Source organism: Anabaena sp. CA = ATCC 33047, from assembly GCF_963870205.1.
GTDB lineage: Bacteria > Cyanobacteriota > Cyanobacteriia > Cyanobacteriales > Nostocaceae > Trichormus.
The window spans coordinates 142,448-161,650 of the sequence record NZ_CAWMSA010000003.1 but is presented as its reverse complement, the minus strand read 5'-3'; the positions used below and the strand labels follow the sequence as shown (position 1 = coordinate 161,650).

At 41.1% G+C, this 19,203-nt stretch carries 12 protein-coding genes; 4 read left to right on the top strand and 8 right to left on the bottom strand.

Annotated elements, in window-relative coordinates:
- Positions 1 to 55 precede the first annotated feature (55 nt).
- The gene (locus tag AACS98_RS01130) at positions 56 to 544 is read right to left on the bottom strand and encodes a cobalamin biosynthesis protein (RefSeq protein WP_066375271.1); all 489 of its coding nucleotides are present in this window, start codon (positions 542 to 544) and stop codon (positions 56 to 58) included.
- Between the two features lie 561 nt (positions 545 to 1,105).
- Positions 1,106 to 2,389 carry an ankyrin repeat domain-containing protein gene (locus tag AACS98_RS01125; protein WP_066375269.1) on the bottom strand — a complete coding sequence of 428 codons (1,284 nt, stop codon included), beginning with the start codon at positions 2,387 to 2,389 and terminating at the stop codon, positions 1,106 to 1,108.
- Positions 2,390 to 2,954: 565 nt separating this feature from the next.
- On the opposite strand from AACS98_RS01125, the gene AACS98_RS01120 reads away from it, so the two are divergent.
- Positions 2,955 to 3,425 (top strand): DUF4079 domain-containing protein, encoded by a 471-nt coding sequence (locus AACS98_RS01120; protein ID WP_066375267.1) that lies wholly within the window; start codon positions 2,955 to 2,957, stop codon positions 3,423 to 3,425.
- A 74-nt stretch (positions 3,426 to 3,499) separates the two neighbouring features.
- Here AACS98_RS01120 and AACS98_RS01115 read toward each other — a convergent pair whose 3' ends face one another.
- A complete protein-coding gene (locus AACS98_RS01115; RefSeq protein WP_066375264.1) occupies positions 3,500 to 4,153 on the bottom strand; it encodes a DUF1997 domain-containing protein in 654 nt (217 codons plus the stop codon).
- Positions 4,154 to 4,331: 178 nt separating this feature from the next.
- On the opposite strand from AACS98_RS01115, the gene AACS98_RS01110 reads away from it, so the two are divergent.
- Together AACS98_RS01110 and AACS98_RS01105 are read left to right on the top strand one after the other, a co-directional pair.
- Complete coding sequence (locus tag AACS98_RS01110; protein WP_066375262.1) at positions 4,332 to 4,988, top strand: NAD(P)H-binding protein; 657 nt, start codon at positions 4,332 to 4,334, stop codon at positions 4,986 to 4,988.
- Positions 4,989 to 5,192: 204 nt separating this feature from the next.
- Positions 5,193 to 5,882 carry a glycoside hydrolase family 24 protein gene (locus tag AACS98_RS01105; RefSeq protein ID WP_066425822.1) on the top strand — a complete coding sequence of 230 codons (690 nt, stop codon included), beginning with the start codon at positions 5,193 to 5,195 and terminating at the stop codon, positions 5,880 to 5,882.
- Positions 5,883 to 6,045: 163 nt separating this feature from the next.
- On the opposite strand, the gene menH is transcribed toward AACS98_RS01105, so the two are convergent.
- On the bottom strand, positions 6,046 to 6,870 hold the full coding sequence (gene menH, locus AACS98_RS01100) for a 2-succinyl-6-hydroxy-2,4-cyclohexadiene-1-carboxylate synthase (protein WP_066375253.1): 825 nt from the start codon (positions 6,868 to 6,870) through the stop codon (positions 6,046 to 6,048).
- 328 nt (positions 6,871 to 7,198) lie between these two features.
- On the opposite strand from menH, the gene AACS98_RS01095 reads away from it, so the two are divergent.
- Positions 7,199 to 8,179, top strand: a complete 981-nt coding sequence (locus tag AACS98_RS01095) for an aldo/keto reductase (RefSeq protein ID WP_066375469.1) — start codon at positions 7,199 to 7,201, stop codon at positions 8,177 to 8,179.
- Positions 8,180 to 8,783: 604 nt separating this feature from the next.
- Here AACS98_RS01095 and AACS98_RS01090 read toward each other — a convergent pair.
- The 4 genes from AACS98_RS01090 to AACS98_RS01075 all read right to left on the bottom strand — a co-directional run bounded on the left by AACS98_RS01090 (position 8,784) and on the right by AACS98_RS01075 (position 19,192).
- Positions 8,784 to 10,463, bottom strand: coding sequence for a hybrid sensor histidine kinase/response regulator (locus AACS98_RS01090; protein WP_066375249.1), 1,680 nt, complete (start codon positions 10,461 to 10,463; stop codon positions 8,784 to 8,786).
- A 2-nt stretch (positions 10,464 to 10,465) separates the two neighbouring features.
- On the bottom strand, positions 10,466 to 14,317 hold the full coding sequence (locus AACS98_RS01085; protein WP_066375248.1) for a PAS domain S-box protein: 3,852 nt from the start codon (positions 14,315 to 14,317) through the stop codon (positions 10,466 to 10,468).
- Between the two features lie 250 nt (positions 14,318 to 14,567).
- Complete coding sequence (locus AACS98_RS01080) at positions 14,568 to 16,616, bottom strand: prolyl oligopeptidase family serine peptidase (protein ID WP_066375247.1); 2,049 nt, start codon at positions 16,614 to 16,616, stop codon at positions 14,568 to 14,570.
- A 152-nt stretch (positions 16,617 to 16,768) separates the two neighbouring features.
- Complete coding sequence (locus tag AACS98_RS01075) at positions 16,769 to 19,192, bottom strand: GH116 family glycosyl hydrolase (protein WP_066375241.1); 2,424 nt, start codon at positions 19,190 to 19,192, stop codon at positions 16,769 to 16,771.
- Positions 19,193 to 19,203 lie beyond the last annotated feature (11 nt).

Sequence of the window (19,203 nt, the reverse complement as noted above, 5' to 3'; positions counted from 1 at the left end):
GTAAGCTGCGATAATCTGTATAGCCATGAAAGTTCTTAGTAAACCCGCCCGTACATTAGTCATTAGTTGTTCTTCTCGGCTCCCTCTGCTCCCTCTGCTCCCCCTGCTCCCCTCCTTGAGCCACAGCAACTGTGACTGTGCCTACTTCTCCTGGTAAGCGGAAAATTTGCTTGGGAACTAATAGCTTGACTGCCTGATTCTGGCGAGTGGCTGCTAAAATCGCCGCCGCTTCTGCTACACTTGGGGTTCTGACTTTTTGCGCGATCGCTGCGTTAGGATTGGGAACAGCTACAGTAGATAAAATCTCGGCGGCAAAGGTTTTTAAAGGTAATTTTGTTAGGCGACAATAGTCCAATATCCCGGCTTCTGTGGCTTTGCTGTCAATCGTACCAATTCCGGCGATCGCATTTTTATCTAATTCATACTCTCTAAAAACGCCCTCAATTGCTACATCTACCAACTTATAACTAATCCCCGATTGACAACCAATTCCCACCCACAACCTTTGTTGTGACTGCTGTTCCTCAGATTTTTTTTGGCTCACTCCTAATTTACTGTCGAGTACAATTTTCTACCTAAAACTTTTCAGGATTTTATTCTTGAGTCACTGATTAATTTTCAGCGTTTACTAAAATACATGAAAACTGATAATTACAATACTGTTATCAGAAATGAAAACCTATATATTAAGCATATCTAGCACAGTAGGAAACGCCGGAGGAATGACAAGGTAAACAGCAGAAAGTAATTTTACTTCTTCAGTTTGGCTCCATTGGTATCCTTGAAGCTCAAGCGTTTTACCTGGTCTACTTCGGTGTTTCAATTTCTTCCCATCTTTGCTGTAGCTATTTTATCCCAAGCCGCTACAGATGTTTATTCTTTTAGTTTTTCATTTCTGAAACAGATTTTTTATACCTCCTTATTATCTAATTAAATACCGTGTTTTTTCCTAGTTGTCAAGTTGTTTCAAAAAAATCGTCTCATGGGGTAATTATAGAAAGAATTTGTCTAAATAACCACAGATTTTTTTGACTTTTATTGCTGTGTTTTTACTCAAAATTTAGGTCTGTAAAATATCCAGAAATCTTGATTTTTACTAACGCCATTATTCTTGTGCGCCAGCCTGTTTTAAACTGAGAACGATATTTCGATAACCATTAAATTCGGCAATCATCAAAGCAGTATAACCACCGCGATTTTTTAAATTTGGCTCTGCGCCTCCGGCGAGTAAGACTTGCACGGCTTTGCTATAACCGCCAGCAGCAGCCCACATTAAAGCTGTAGCTGCCGCCGAGTCTTGATAATTGACATTTGCGCCTTTGGCTAACAATAATTGCATTATGCTGGGATAATTGCGCTCTGCGGCTTTAATTAAGGCAGTTTTACCATCATCGGCTGGTAAATTAACATCAGCACCGTAGTCTAACAATAACTTTACTGTGTCGGTGTGTCCTTGGGATGCGGCTAAAGTTAACGGTGTCTCACCGAGATTTTTTACCTGTGAATCTGCACCCTCACGTAGCAATATCTCGACTATCTGAGTATGTCCTTGTAAGGCAGCAACTAATAATGGTGTGTCACCTAGGTTGTTTCTAATTTGGGGATTTGCACCCCGATTGAGTAAAATTTGGACTAAATCCAGATGCCCTTCCACGACGGCGAGATGTAAAGCTGTTTCACCGTCGTGGTTTTGATGATTAATCTCAGCTACTTTATCTAGTAAAACGCCAGCGATCGCACCTTGTCCAGCCGCCGCAGCTGCAAACAGTGCCGTGTCACCATTTTGGTTTTGCTGGTTGACATCAGCCCCAAGAGTCAGCAATACTTCCACTACATCCTGCTTTCCCAAGTCGGCTGCTATCATTAACGGTGTTTCACCTTCTTCATCTTGGGTGTTAGCATCTGCACCATGTTGTAACATCACTTGCACTACTGCGGCTTGTCCTTGTTTCACAGCCAGCTTTAAAGCTGTATCATCATCTTTGTCGGATAAATTCACATCCGCACCAGCAGCCAGCAACACCCGTACTATTTCCACATAACCTTTTAAAGCTGCTGCCATCAAAGCTGTACTACCATCTTCATTAGTAGCATTGACATCAGCCCCTTTAGAGATAAGAAGCTGGACAATATCAAGCTGTTTGTTACTAGCAGCCAACATCAACGCCGTCAAACCGTAGAGTTTTCTGGGTAAATTGATATTTGCCCCAGCATCCACAAGCGATCGCACAATTTCGGTATAACCTAGATTAGCAGCAAACATTAACGGCGTAGTGCCATCGCGATCGCACACATCCGCCCTAGCACCAGCCGCCAGTAGTGCAGACACCTGCTTCAAATCGCCTATTTTAGCCGCCTTCAGCAGCAAAGCATCATTGTTATTATTCATGAATTCGGTTCTAACAGGGAAATCTTATGTTGTTAGTCTCAGATGATTGAGCAACTTTTGCAAGGGGAATTAAACAGTGCTGAAAAACTTGCTCAAACTTACTCAAAATCCACTATGATTAGGGATAAGCGAAAACCAAGCTAAAAAAATTTTAGGCTTGAGAACCTGTACAAAACTTTTGAGAGTAGCCAGCCTGTAGCAAGGTAATTGAGAAAATCCAGAAATTTTAAATGGCTGAAAATCAGGGAGTAAAGTAGCAAAGCCTCTCAATGTAAAAACTCCAAAATAGGGTGAGTTACGCCCGATTTTAAGCCTGTGGACTGGATAATGCCGACATTACCAGAATGAAACAGGAAGCTAACGTCTTAAGTCTTTGAACAGATTTAAGCAAGTTTAGTTTAACGGACTTTTGATAGTTGATAGTTGACTGTTGACTGGGTAAAAGTTATTCTTCCCCTGCTTCCCCTGCTTCCCCTGCCCCCCTGCTTCCTCATCCCCTCCGTCGCCCACGGTACATCAAACTATGCTAATTTTTATTAAGATTTAAGAATTGGGCGAGAACACGATGAATCTGGAATTGTCTCCCTCGGTTAAATATTGGCTGAATTTCTTTCACCCCATGCTCATGTGGGCATTATTAGCACTCTCACTGTATGCTGCTTACCTAGGGTTGCAAGTACAGCGTACTCGCAACGCACAAGGGGAACAAAAAAAGGAACTAATTAAAGGTAAGTATAATATCAAGCACTACCAAATTGGCTCAGTCATTTTAGCTTTGATGGTAGCTGGTACAATTGGCGGCATGGGTGTCACCTATATCAATAACGGTAAGTTATTTGTGGGGCCGCACCTACTAGCTGGGCTGGGTATGACTGGTTTAATTGCATTTTCTGCTGCATTATCTCCTTTCATGCAAAAAGGAGCAAACTGGGCGCGGGTAACTCACATTGTCTTAAACTTTGCCATTTTAGGACTGTTTACTTGGCAAGCTATCACTGGTGTAGAAATTGTGCAAAGAATTCTTTCTAAGGCTTAGTCATTAGTCATTAGTCATTAGTCATTAGCTAATGTTAGGGACTGATGACTATTGACTACTGACTATCTAAATCATTATTTATGGAATTTACCAGGGAAGGGAAGTCCTAGAAATGTGTGAAAATCTTCTTGGACTTTGCGAGTTAAGCGGCGAGAAACTTGACGCACGATTTGGTTTAGGAGGCGATCGCCTGTAGACTGAATTAAAGACTTGGGCAAACGCTGGATAAATCGCGGAAAGTGCAGACAAACGACTAAATCTAACTCCCATTCAACCCGCGTGATTTCGCTGCCATCCTCTTGTAACTGTAATGATGCCCGATAATCCACATCATAACCAGGCGGTTGATAGTCAGGAATCGGAATTGTGCGAATGCGATAAACTCCGTCTTCGGGAGGTAACAGTTCTAAGCCAATTTTCGGCTCGACTTCATAACCAAACGAGCCAAAACGACCTATAATCAGCGCGTAACCGTTTTCCCCCAACGGTTGTACTTTCATCGGTTCAGCACAGCGCGAAAACCAGCTAGCATGAGCATTAAGATACTCAACCACGCGATGCGCTGGAGCGAACATTTCCATACAGTCGCTATAACGACCGTAAAATTTAGTTGGTGTGCCTACAGGTAATTGTGTGTCTGTAACCTCATTCTCTGGGAGGTTGGCAGCGACGGGTACAACTGTTTCTGTTATATCCAAAGATTGATACTCGCCGTTTGCTGAAAGCATGAAGCATTCCCCTCTGATTTGGCGTTTGTCTATATTAATGATTCCCAATTTGTTTGGGTTGTGTAGCACTAAACTTCTATTTTGACCGAAAGCTTAGAAATCTGTCATGAAGTTCATGAAATCACTACAATATAAAACGAATTAATCACCTACTTAGTTTCTCAGGATAGCGTTGATCATGAAAGCATTTGTAGCCGGGGCGACAGGTGAAACAGGTCGCCGTATTGTACAAGAGTTAGTAGCGCGTAACATCCCGGTTCGCGCTTTGGTACGCGATATGCAAACAGCTAGAAACATTTTGCCTCCTGATGCTGAGTTAGTTGTTGGTGATGTCTTAAACCCACAAAGCCTAACTACCGCTTTGGGAGATAGTACAGTTGTGCTATGTGCGACGGGTGCAAAACCAAGTTTAGATCCCACTGGGCCGTATAAAGTAGATTTTGAAGGGACAAAAAATTTAGTAGATGTCGCCAAAACCCAAGGCATTGAAAATTTTGTGTTAGTGAGTTCCTTGTGTACTTCCCAGTTATTCCATCCGTTAAACTTGTTTTGGTTGATTTTGGTGTGGAAAAAACAAGCAGAGGAATATCTTCAGAAAAGTGGTTTAAACTATACCATTGTCCGTCCTGGTGGGCTAAAAAATGAAGATAATTCCGATTCTATCGTCATGCAAAGTGCAGACACATTATTTGATGGTAGCATTCCTCGGCAAAAAGTCGCTCAAGTCTGTGTAGAAGCGTTATTTGAGCCAGCCGCACGTCACAAAATCGTCGAGATTATCGCTAAACCGGAAGCTAGTCCCAAAAGCTTTACAGAATTATTTCAGCAGTGCTAGTCAACAGAAGCCAGTCAACAGTCCCTAGCATTACCCAATGACTAATGACTAATGACTAATAACTAATGACTAATGACTAATAACTAATGACTAATTTTGCACTTTGCCGAAATGGGTACATTAACTGTTGTTTTTAGCTAGGATAGCGAATTTGCAAGGAGTGAGAATCTGAAAAGTTTTGAACTCAAAGGCGTAGAAAAACTAATTGCCCCTTTAGCCGCGCTTCTCGGCTTCGTGTACCTATTTCAATGGTATATTTTCGGGGACTTGCGATCGCCTTCTGAACCCATCTTTAGTCAAAATTTACCACCTTTGGTGATGAAAGGCGGCGACCCTTACATCCGTGCTTTGATGCGAACCATTGCCGCCAGCGAAGCCAATGGCAAACGTCCCTATTCTCTCTTGTATGGTGGACAACAGGTCAGCGACCTCAGTAAACATCCAGAGATATGCGTCACTATCGTCACCGGGCCAAACAAAGGTAATTGTTCTACTGCGGCTGGTAGATATCAAATAATTAATACTACTTGGTATCATATTGCACCTCGTTATCATCCTAAACGTTCACAAATGATGTTTTGGTCTACTTATAGTTTTGAAGCAGAATATCAAGATGTAGTAGTCTACCGTTGGTTGAAAGATTCCGGCGTTTGGGGAGTTGATATTCCCCAACTATTGCGCCAAGGAAAGATAAACGACGTTTTGCGCCGACTCTCCCCCACTTGGACAAGTTTAGGATATGGTATCGAAACCAATTCTATTAGTAGTTCTTTGCCCAGAATTTATCAGAAAATGCTGCAAGAAGAATTAACAATAGCTCAACAACCAGACACAGCTAATGCTGCTCCACCCCCCACGCCAAATAGTCATACCACCGATAAGCAAAAACGATAAGTAAAAAAATTGTAGGTTGGGGAGCCATCGCCGTGGACGGGTTTCCCGGCTTGGGGCGAATGGCGTTTGACGTAGGAAACCCAACACCAAGATTTTAGTTGGGTTGCGCTGTGCTTAACCCAACCTACATCTAATGCACAAAATTAGCTGTGTCAGTCCACTACTACCTTGACAAATTATCTCTCAAGCAACCTGTAAGGTGGTGGACAAACTCTAAAGTATTTTCAAAGTGAATATTATGGGCAGAATTCCGAATAATTTTTAGCTCTGCTAATTGGCAGACACTAGCCGTTTTTTTATTAATCTCTATAAATTTATCATCATTTTCACCGACTAATAATAGTAGAGGAATTTGATTATTTTTAAGTTTCTCCCATAAGGATGGTTGACTACCAGTCCCCATAAATTGCAATGATTTAGTCAACTCAACTGGATGATTCTGCAACCTGTTTTCTAGCAGACTATTAAAATCTGGATGAGTTTTCATAGCACCAAAAATCGGCTGATTGTACCAATTTAATAAAAAAGCGGCGAAATCAGCTTTGGCTTCACTTCTGGCTAATTTTCTCGCTATTTGAGCATCACTTTTAACTCTGGCTAATCTTTCTGTTTCGGTTGCTAAACCAGGCGAAGCAGATTCTAAGATAACTTGATCAAAACGTTCAGGAAAATTTAGAGTTAGATATAAGGCTAATCTACCACCCATTGAATAACCAACTAAAAAGCATTTCGTAATCTTTAATTTATCTAGTAAGTTAATAATAGCTGTGGCTGTATTTGCCATTGTATAATATTCATCCCCTCCTAAAACTTGAGTCTTGCCATGCCCAGGAAGGTCTATGATTAAATAAGAAAATTCATCTGCTAGTAATTTTATAGCTGCATCGAATTCATGAAGATTACCCATGAAGCCATGTAAGAAAACAATTATCGGTTTATTGGGATGAATAATTAAATTATAGTTGAATTGATAATTTTCCCCAATCATAAGTAGAACAGCGTAAATAATTAAAGGTTTGTAGTCAGGACTGAAGTCCTAAAATAAGGACTGAAGTCCTGACTACGAACTCGATTTACAGAAGTTTACATTACTTAACATAGTTATATTTATTCCCACCGACTGACTTACAGCATATTTCATCTTAGTGAAGTACAGCAGGGTGGGCTTTCCTGTTCCCTGTTCCCTATTCCCTATTCCCTATTCCCTGTTCCCTGTTCCCTGTTCCCTACCCCAACAGATATGATAACTATTCAAACGGACATGATATTACAATCTAAAATTTAATGGTTAATTTATAAAACATTTGTAAATGTATATGCAAGCTAGTCAGGAATTATATCTACCAAAGATGGGTTGTGGAACTTGGGCTTGGGGAAACCAATTGCTTTGGGGATATAAAGAAAGCATGGACGAGGAATTACAAGGAGTGTTTAACCTGTGTGTGAGTAATGGTGTGACTCTCTTTGATACAGGTGATTCTTACGGAACTGGACGCTTGCAAGGACGTAGTGAGATATTGCTAGGACGATTTGCCAGGGAGTATCAAGGGGTAAACCGTGAGCATATTTGCATTGCCACTAAGTTGGCTGCTTACCCTTGGCGATGGACACGTAAATCAATGATAAAAGCTTGCACAGCTTCGGCGCAACGCTTGGGTAGAAATGTTGATTTAGTACAGATGCACTGGTCAACAGCAAATTATGCACCTTGGCAAGAAGAAGGACTTTTAGATGGTTTAGCTGACTTGTATGAACAAGGTTTAGTCAAGGGTGTGGGACTATCTAATTATGGAACGAAAAGATTACAACGTGTATATCAAAAGTTTGCTAGCCGGGGAGTACCGATTAAGACGTTGCAAGTGCAATACTCGCTGTTGTCTACATATCCTGTTACCCAGTTAGGACTAAAACAAGTGTGTGATGAATTAGGTATACAATTAATTGCTTATAGTCCGTTAGCGTTGGGGATATTAACCGGAAAATACACTGAGAAAGGACAATTACCCAAAGGTATTAGAGGTTTATTGTTTAGACAGTTATTGCCGGGGGCGCGATCGCTTTTAGAATGTTTGCGAGCCGTGGCAGAATCTAGAAATAAAACTATGTCTCAAGTCGCAATTAACTGGTGTATCTGTAAAGGAACAATTCCCATTCCTGGGGCGAAATCTTTAACCCAAGCGCAAGATAATCTTGGCGCGTTGGGTTGGCAATTAGACGCTGGTGAAATTGCCGAGTTAGATCAAGCTGCTGCGAATACAGATAAAAAAATGGTGCAGAATATTTTTCAAACTAATTAGTCATTGGTTATTGGTCATTAGTTTCTCTTTTCTGCTCCCCGGCTGCCCTACTCCCCGTTTTTCTGGAATAAAACCCCCCTTGCTAGGTAATTAAACATGGGGGGAATTGGAGCTAAAGCCCGGTTGGGCAATCGGGCTATTAATTATTTAGTGTTTATGCTCTCTAATTTAATTCCTCCTAAAGATAGAGCCAAACAACTTCTTAATATTTTCTTAATTATTTGCTGATTAAAAAAAATCTCCCGCTACAATTTAGTAACGGGAAGAGATAAAGTTCAAGTTCGTCAGGTGATCGGAATAGTTATTTATTTAGTATTTATTGTCTTTTGAGCAAGTCTGTCATGAGATAGATAAATAATCATCTTATGCGTTGAAAAATGTATACTTTAACACTGGATTATCAATAAAAGCTCAAATTTAGGAGCTAGAAACTAGCAAATTCATACTTTTAATGTTTTTTGTATATAAGTTGTCTATATTTTTATTTTAAAAAAGCAAAATAAATCATTCTAAAGATACATTATTGTTGAGCAGGACAAATGCACTAATAAAAAGCTTAATTACTCAGTTTGTTTAGGTGAATGATGAAAAAATATGGCAATAACTATCTAGATAAATTTTCAGGTAATTGCACTGTAAATGTTGTCAAACCATAAGCACTTGTCACTGTAATTGTGCCTTGCAGATATTCTACGAGTTTCTTGACTAATGCCAAGCCTAAACCAGTACCGCTAGTTTGCAGAAATTCATTTTGATTTATCTGGTAAGATGAGTCAAAAATTGACGATTTATCTGGGGCTGGGTTTTGAGAAAATTGATAAAATGGTTCAAAGATTCGAGATTGTTGGGTGGTGGGGATTTCGACATCAGAGTTGTTAATTCTAATTTCAAAATAGGGAACTTGTAAAACTGGGGATATACTAGATTGAGCATCCTGAACTTTGGAAAGTTTTGGGTTGTTGTTGAGGTGAACAGTGACTGTAATTCGCCCTAGAGGTGGAGTATACTTACAAGCGTTAGTCAGTAACTCTGAGACAATCCGATTGAGAAGATGTAAGTCAGAAAATAGAGGCGGTAAGTCAGGCGCAATACTCAATTCTAAAATTTGTTTTTGAGTTTGGGCAATGGGTTGAAAACTGGCTACCAAATGGGTTAGCCATTTTTGCAGTTGAATTGCAGTTAATTCTAGGGGATAAGCATCTGCGTCAATGATTCGCATAATCAGCAAATCATCTACTAAATTTAATTCGCGTTCACATTCATGTTGAATGATATTTAAATAATGGGATGTAGATGTAAAAGCTTCAGGTGCATAGGCTTGAAAAATCTTCTGTTGATTCAGAACATTTTTGAGCATACTGATAGCTAATTTAATGTTTGATAATGGCGTTCGCATTTCATGAGAGGTTGCTGCTAAGAAATCTTCTTTGAGTTGATTGATTTTTTGCAGTTCTATTACTTGTATTTCTAATTGACGGGAATGCTCATTTGCTAGGTTGCTCTCTTGTGTGAGTCGTCGTTGGGTGTCATCCCGAAACACCATCACCGCGCCTGTAATTACACCAGTGTTATCTCGCAGAGGGGTAGCACTATCGGCTACGGGAATCATGATCCCATCTTTGTGAATTAGCAGGGTGCGATCGCCTAAATAAATTGTATGTCCTTGTTCAATAGCCGACAGCATGGGATTCTCTACAGGATATAGAGTTTGTTCATCAATCAGTTGTAAAATCTCGGTTAAACTTTTGTCTTTAGCTTCATCTAGTCGCCACCCGGTAATTTCTTCCGCTACCTGGTTCATGTACTTGATTTGTAATTGCGAATCAACTACCATCACCCCATCCCCCATTCCTCGCAATACAGAACTCAAAAATTGTTCGCGTTCATAGCGATTAAGTGCTGTTTGAATCGCTACATAAAGTTCTTGTTCGCGCACGGGTTTAAGGATGTAACCAAAGGGAAATGTTAATGTGGCTCTTTCGACAGTGCTTTTGTCAGAATGTCCAGTAACGTAGATGATAGGAATTTGTAGATGATTCCAGATGTACTCGGCGGCTTGGATACCGTCCATTTCACTGCGGAGTCGAATATCCATTAAAATCAAATTGGGATGCAACTGTGTTGCTTTCTCAATGGCAGCTTCGGCAGTATCAGCAAGATCGACAACGGTATAGCCTAAAGATTCTAAACTTTCTTGTAAGTTGATGGCTAAAATATATTCATCTTCCACCACCAGAACCTTAATTGTTTTTGTGTTTTGGGTGTTTGAGGAGACGCTAATCATGTTTACACCTTGCTGGTTGTAAAAGTAATTTTAAATTCTGTGCCTTGCTGGCTGTTAATCTCAAGATTACCGCGCAATTGTTTAACTAAACCTTGGATAAGAGTCATACCCAGAGTTTTGCTTTTTTTGCTATCAAATTCCGCAGGTAATCCCACGCCGTTATCGCGGACAATGAGAATCAAAGTGTGATTATCTTCTAGCCATAACCTGACTTGAATCTCGCCTAAACGATGAATAGGAAAGGCGTATTTTAAAGCATTAGAGACTAATTCGTTAATAATCAAGCCGCAAGGAATAGCGGTTTCAATGTCTAAGCTGATATCTTCAACTTGAATATTCAATTGAATATCGTTAGAACTGACGTTATAAGAATCAAATAAATGAGTTGTTAAATCTGGGATATATTGAGCAAAATCAATGTTAGCCAAGTCATCAGAACGGTAAAGTTTCTCATGTACTAAAGCAATAGAAGCAATGCGGTTTTGACTATCGCGCAGAATGGCGGTAGCTTGAGATTCTTGAGTGCGTCTGCTTTGCATTTGTAAGAGACTGCTGACAATTCCCAGGTTGTTTTTAACTCTATGGTGAATTTCTTTGAGTAATACCTCTTTCTCTCTTAAAGATGCTTTGATTTTCTCCTCCGCTTGCTTGTGTTCAGTAATATCCTGTTGGACGGTAACAAAAACTTTACCATATTCAGGATGTGCAAATACTGACGTAGTTGCACTACACCAAAACGGAGTACCATCTTTTTTGACATTGTGGACTTCGTAAGTAGTTTCACCGTATTGTATAACAGCAGATGCGATCGCTTCATGAACTTCTCTAGCTGTCATCCGCCCATCTTCGTAGTTGATGATAGACGCGTGTTGATCAATTAATTCCCCTGCCTCATAGCCAAACATTTGGTCAAATTTAGGGTTAGTATAGACAATCACACAATCATCGGCTCTAACTAAGCAAATGCCCTCAGCCATGTTCCGGGTAATCACAGCTTGTAGTTCTAACATCTGTTCAGAACGTTTGCGATCGCTAATGTTGATACTATTACCGACTATCCGGTAAACGCGTGAGTGTTGATCCCGTAGGGGAGTCAAGCTAGTAATCCACCAAGTTAGTTCACCCTGAAATGGTAAACACTCCTCATAGGTGATGCTTTCGCCAGCATCTATACAATCTTGATAATGTTGGCGTACCAGTTGGGCTGTTGCTGGGGGTAGAATCTGTTCTGGGGTTTTCCCTTGCAAATCACTAGAACATAAACCCGTCAGCGTTTCGTGAGTCCAATTCAAACCCGCGTAGCGAAAATCATTATCCTGAACATTAACTACAAAAATCGCCTGTTCGACGTTATCGTAGATACTGCGTAAAAAAGCTTCTTTTTCTTGCAGTGCTTGTTCTGCTTGTTTGCGTTCGCTGATATCCGTAACTCTGACAAGATACATTTCTCTTCCAGCCGCAGAGATGCGTTTGGTTGCTAAATTTCCCCAGAAACAATTCCCCTGCTTGCTGATATATTCAATTTCTTGACTCCAAAATTCATGCTGATCGGTTGCAGTCATACAAGCTGCTAATTCTTCTGGAGACAAGGGTTGTTTCTGCAAAGTATGACCTGCTGTGCCAATCAGTTGAGCTTTGCTAGCAGCTTCAAATAATTTTACTGCTTGTTGATTACAGTCCGTAATCAATAATGTTTCTGGGTCTACTAAAAACAGCGCATCAGCAGATTCGTTAAAGATGGCTTCTCGCAAGTCACGGCTGTGGATAATTTCTAACTCGGCTTGTTTGCGTTCTGTAATATCTATAATAGCTCCAAATAGCTTTGGTGCTGGGTTTTTCGGCTCATAAATAACTTCTCCCCTAGATTCCACATAACGTACTGCACCATCAGGGCGGATAATGCGGTATTCTAAGTAAAATGGGGTATTGTGTGCGATTGTCTGGATAAACTGATTCTGGACTGTAGCGCAGTCTTCTGGGTGAACCAGTTGTAAAAATTCCGCGTGGCTCGGTTCTGGTTGCTGGGGGTTGAGTCCAAAAATATGAAAGGTTTCCGTTGACCAATGACGTTGTTGAGTATTGAAGTCCCATTCCCAACTACCGACATGGGCAATTTTTTGAGTAGTGGCTAACCTGGCTTGACTGTAGCGGAGTTTTTCTTGAGCGCGTTGGCGATCGCTAATATCTCTGACAATATGGGAAGCTCCGATTTGTTTACCATTGGCATCTTGAATGATGCTGTAGTTGATTTCATAGAAATGGCGTTCATTGGGATTGCCGAACTCTCTAATCACAGTGAATTGTTCTCCAGCCAACGCCCGCGCCCAAGTCTCGACGTTTTTAGCTTGTTCTTGGGGTAGATGCGCCAATGCTTCTACTATGCTCATACCGAGTTGGATGTGACGACCAAAAATTTTGAGAAATTCGGCGGCGTAAGCTTTGTTAAAGGCAATAAATTTAAAATCTAAATCTAAGGCGGCGATTAAATCTGTGGAACCATTAATTAAGTTATTGAGCAGAGTTGCCATCTGCTGGCGATCGCGTAGTGCTGTTTTCTGTGCTGTAATATCTTTCGCCAGTACAAATTTAGCTGGTTTACCTGCCCAAGTGAGACTATGGGAGTTAATTTCTACATTAATGATAGTACCGTCGCGTTTCCAGTGTTTTGCTTCACAGACAAACATCGACGGTGAACAACTTTGAAATGTTGATAAAGTCGTATGTAAGTAGGAAATTTCTTCAGGAGGGCGAATATCTGCCAGTGTCATTGACAGAAATTCTGACTCAGAGTAACCATATTTGTGAATTGCAGCCTGATTAACTGCTAGAAACCTCAAAGTTTCTAAGTCAAAAATCCACATAGGATTGGGGTTAGCTTCAAACAGCAATCGATATTGAGTTTCTGATTGCAACAGTTCCATTTCTACACGTTTGCGTTCAGTAATATCTCCCAAAGAACCAACCAAACGGATGGGATTTCCTTGTTCATCCCAAACTGCTTTAGCACGGGAGCGAAACCAGCCATAGCTACTGTCTTTACGCCGGAGGCGATACTCAATACTATAACTGTGGGTTTGTCGTTGCAAATAAGCCGCTTGAGCAGTTATTACTCGTTCATAATCATCAGGATGAATGCGTTTGCTCCATTCATCATCCCAGTTGCTCAGTTCGTGCCGTCGATATCCCAACATCTCAAACCAACGGTCTGAACGGAAGGTAATATTAGTTGTGATATCCCAATCCCAAATGGCTTCATCTGTGCCGGCAATAGCTAATTGCCAACGTTCTTCACTGTGGCGGAGGGCTGCTTCTGTTTGTTTGTGTTTGGTGATATCAATACTAATTCCGGTGACAATCCAACAGTTGTCTTCAGAATGATAGCGGGATGTATAGGTTGTAGAAATCCAACGCAGAGAACCATCTTTGTGATAAAACCGAACTTCCACATTGGTAGTGCGTTCAGCCAGGAAATCTGCGAACAGGGGAATAATCACTGTTTTTTTATCTTCGGGATGCACTCGTGACATCCATAAGTATTTATCTGCCAAGATTTCCTGTGATGTATAGCCAAAGATGGTTTCACAGGCGGGTGATTGGTATTCATATTCCCAATCGTAATTGGGAAATACCCGAAAACTAAACAGCCAAGTTGCGATCGCACTATTGATAATGTCTTGTAATCGAGTTTCTGAGGCGCGATAGTCTGCTGCTGTTGCTGACAACAAATCAATTAATTGCTGTCGCTGCCTAATTTCTTGTTTTAATTCTGCGGTTTGAGTGGCGATGATTTGCCGCAGATTGGTAATCTCTTGATATAGTTCTTCCGGGTTTAAGTTTTGTCTCGCATTATCCATCTGTGTATTAATTTAACTAGCTGCTGTCAATCATAATGCCCTGTTAAAATGAATTTTTGTTTGTAGTCAAAAAAAGCCCCTGAAAAAATACCTCCTTGCACAAATCCCCTAATTTTAATGATGGAGATTTCCCTGTTCCCTATTCCCTGTTCCCTGTTCCCTACCCCAACAGAATTGTAGAGTGGGCAATGCACACAACGCCAAAATCAGGATTGCAGCGAACTGTCAGTATTGCCCACCACAATATACCCTAAACAGCAAAATCGAGAGTTTTGACTAAAAATGCCCACTTGTCTGCGGCTTCTTCAATCATTTTAGCTGTAGGTTTACCAGCACCATGTCCGGCTTTAGTTTCAATTCTAATTAAGACTGGTGCATCACCAGCATGAGCAGCTTGCAAAGTGGCGGCAAATTTGAAACTATGGGCAGGAACAACGCGATCGTCATGATCTGCGGTAGTAATTAAAGTAGCTGGGTAAGCTGTACCTGGCTTGAGGTTATGCAGAGGTGAATAAGCGTAAAGTGTGGGGAAATCTTCCGGGTTATCTGGAGAACCATATTCAGAAGTCCAAGCCCAACCGATGGTAAACTTGTGAAATCGCAACATATCCATGACACCGACGGCTGGTAAAGCTGCGCCGAATAACTCAGGACGTTGAGTCATACAAGCACCGACTAATAAACCGCCATTACTACCACCTGCGATCGCTAGTTTTGCAGATTTTGTATAATTATGCTCAATCAACCATTCAGCCGCCGCAATAAAATCATCAAACACATTCTGTTTTTTCTCCTTCATTCCGGCTTGATGCCATTCCTCACCATACTCACCACCACCCCGGATATTAGGCATAGCATAAACACCGCCCATCTCCAACCATACCAAAAGACTCACAGAAAAACTAGGAGTCAGCGAAGCCTTAAAACCACCATAAGCATAGAGATAAGTTGGATTATTCCCATCTAACTTTATCCCTTTTTTGTGAGTAATAAACATCGGTACTTTTGTACCATCTTTACTGTGATAAAAGACTTGTTTTGTCTCGTAATCATCAGAATTAAAATCTACCTGTGGCTGTCTAAAAAGTTGACTTTCTCCCGTCACCATATTGTAACGGTAAATAGTTCCGGGTGTAGTGAAGCTAGTAAAACTATAAAAAGTTTCCGTATCATAACGCTTACCACCAAACCCACCCACAGAACCCAACCCAGGTAATTCTACATCCCGAATTAATGCGCCATGCAAATCAAAAATTTTGATTACTGAGTGAGCATCTTTTAAATAATCAGCCACAAACTGATTATTTAAAATATTCACCCCATCTAAAGTAGCTTCAGATTCAGGAATAATTTCCCGCCATGCTGATTTCTCAGGGTGATTAATATCAATTGCAATCACTCTACCCCGTGGCGCATCTAAATCAGTCGAAAAGTAGAAAACGCCGTTATCATGCTCAATAAAACCATAACTCGCTTCAAATTGATTAACTAATTCGACAACTTCAGCATTGGGATTAGTTAAATCTTTGTAAAAAACTAAATTGCGTGGGTCAGTGCCTAACCAAACTGATATAATTAAATAATTGCCATCTTCTGTGACATTACCACCAAACCCCCATTCTTTTTGATCAGGACGATGATAAATCAGGATATCTTCAGATTGGGGTGTACCTAAACGGTGATAGTAAAGCTTTTGATAATAATTAACATCTTCCAATTTAGTTTGTGCATTGGGTTCATCATAACGACTGTAGAAAAAACCTTGACTATCACTTGTCCAAGATGCACCAGAGAATTTAATCCATTGTAAATGATCAGATAAATCCTCACCAGACTCTACATCTCTGACTTTCCACTCTTGCCAATCAGAACCAGAAGTAGATAAACCATAAGCTAATAACTTACCATTATCACTGACAGCCAAACCAGAAAGAGCAACAGTCCCATCTTCAGATAACTTATTAGGATCAAGTAAAACTCTAGGTTCACCATCCAGAGACTTCAAAGTATAAATAACACTTTGATTCTGCAACCCATCATTTTTGAAATAAAAATAATTGTCCCCCTCCTGAAAAGGAATACTATACTTTTCATAATCCCAGAGCTTAGTGAGACGCTGCTGAATTTTCTCCCTAACAGAAATCCCACCCAAATAATCAAAAGTAACTTGATTCTGTGCCTCAATCCAAACTTGACTTTCATCCGAATCAGGATTTTCCAACCACCGATAAGGATCAGCAACTAAAGTACCGTGATAATTATCAACCTGCTCACATTTACGACTGCTTGGATAAATCATCATAACTCCCAACTCAAACTACTAAAAACCCCAACCAAAAAACCCTCAAAAAAAACTCCGCGTTCCTTTGCGTTTACCTCCGCGCGACGGCAGTCGCTACAAGTCGGCAAAGCCGCCCAACGCGCTGCCTCCCCTCCGCGTTTAAAAACCTCTTAACCCCTCCCCTCCATAACTAAATAAACACCCCAAATCGCCATAGCTCGTAAATACGTACTAGCCCGAAAAGTCCCAGATGCAGTAATAGCTTCAGGTGTCCGAAACTGCAAACCATTATCATAAATTTGCTCAACAACAGCCTGAGTTAACCGCAAAGCTTCATCCTGCATACCCATCTGCACCAAAAAAGCTGCTAAACCAAAATTAATCCCCGTCCAAACCTCTAGAGGATGGGTAGCTTTCGGGTTTTCTGGTGAACCATCGGGACGCACACCATTAGCCGCACCAAATTTACCATTGTAGAATTTGAGGAAGCAAGCATCATAAACAGTTCTTAAAGCAGAAAGGGCGCGATCGCTAGGAACAATATCCGGTAAATTTAATAAAGCAGCGTAAAATTGTCCACACAATTGATCTGCCATCACCACATCAGAACCGCTTTGACTATCTAAGCGATAATATTGACCATTCCAGAGTTTTTCTTGATAGATAGGTAGAGACTTGTTTAACCAAGTTTCATAGATAGATTTTTGGAAAAGTAATTTTTCTCGGCTGTCTGCATCTGACTGATTTTTGCTTAAAATCTCACTAATAGCAATAGCCGCTTCTAAAGCTGCTAACCATAAACCACCACAATACGCGCTAACCCCTTGCAGTCGCCAGTCATCAAAAGTTTGATCAGGTGCGCCGGAATTTTCAGGAATGCCATCATTATCTAAATCAAAGGTTTTGACATAATCTAGAGTTTGGACAATAGCATTCCAGCAGTCTTGAAGAAACTCGATATCATTAGCACCAGTAAACAGGAAATCACGGTAAACTTGTAAGACAAAATCACAGCCTAAATCCTTCCACAAATTACAGTCTTGATAACTGGTGTAGTTGGTTTTTTCCCAGACGTGTTCATTAGGTGCGCCTAAATCGTGGGGTGTTGCACCGACAGCTTTACGTACAGCCATCGGACTTTCTGCACCGATAGTATAGTAATAACCAATCACGCGAGTTGTATCATCACCTTGGGGAATAGCCCGCGCAAAAGCACGGATAACTGATTTTTCTAGTTCTGGGAACAGTAGCAGTAGTCCGAAAGAACCGTATAACCGGACATCTAAACTTTCATACCAACGGTAATCTAGACATTCTAATACAGCAAACTGACCAATAGGGTCGCGTTCTGTAGCTGCACTCCAGAGTGTACCACCACTGGTGAGGTCGTAAAGCTCATTAAAGAGAGCCATTTTAAACCAGTTGGGTAAGTCTTCCCGTTCTAGAATAGGTTGTTGCCAAGCTTGAATTTGTTGTTGCCAAGAGTGATATTGTTCTAAAGCCAGAGAAGCGATCGCCCAAGCATTGTTACCATTAGTACCAAAAAAATCTGTATATCTGCGATAATAGTTAACTCCGGCAGCAAATTCAGTCACGGGGAAATCCCAAGCTAGAACAAAGGGAATTTGCAGACTTGCGCCGGGTGCGAGAGTCAAACGAACTGCGATCGCTGCTCCTATTTGTTCATTCTCTCCGGCTGGGGTAGTATCTATATAATCAGGTAGTGAACCATCCGCCGCAAAGCTTTGCCATATCTCATCCCCCTTACCAACACTATTCCAACGGCTATGATGAAAAACTTCCACTTGGGGATGTTTCTGAGTAGCAATACACCAACTACCCTCACCTTCCTGTAAAGGTTCTGTAATTCCCACCCGTCCCAAAAAGCAACCGATAGATTGGGGACTTTCCACCAGATAATTATAATTGCCTTTACTCTCACCTAAACACGGCTGATACTCATAAACTGGACTACCATCATCGCGCATTTTCACCTCTGGAGATTTAAGCGCGTTAGTAAACCAGCCCGTCATATTCTGCCAAGTCAGCATAATACTGAGAGTGATAGGTGCATTTGTCGGGTTGTGCGCCTTCCAGACAAACACCGCCACAGGGTAGCTAGTTTCTTGATAATTATCAGCATAGATAGGGGAAAACTGCTCACAGGTTAACTGTGTCTGCAAAACATTTTCATAGACAAACCAACTACGAGGATACAGTGCATGATATGTACCTGTCTCCTGTCTAACGGTAGAGGCTGGATACCATTGCCAAGCTTGCAGACTACCATCTGTGGGTGCTGTTGTTGCTAAAGCGTAAGCTTGGGAGGATGCGCCATTTGACTCAAACACACTGAATTGACAAGCGGGGAAGTTTTGAAACAGATGTTCACCCCCGTCAATGTGCCATAGATTAAAATCTCCCCGCGAAGAACGCCCGATGCAACCAGCACCGAAGCCACCCAAGGGCATACCATGCCAAGGCCCATCATCTATATTACTAGCGTAGCGAACAGTATAAGGTTTGTCCCAGCCTAAACCGATAGGACGATTCCAAGTACAAACGGGAATTTGCGGAGAGGGTTGAGTTGCCATTACCTAGTGTT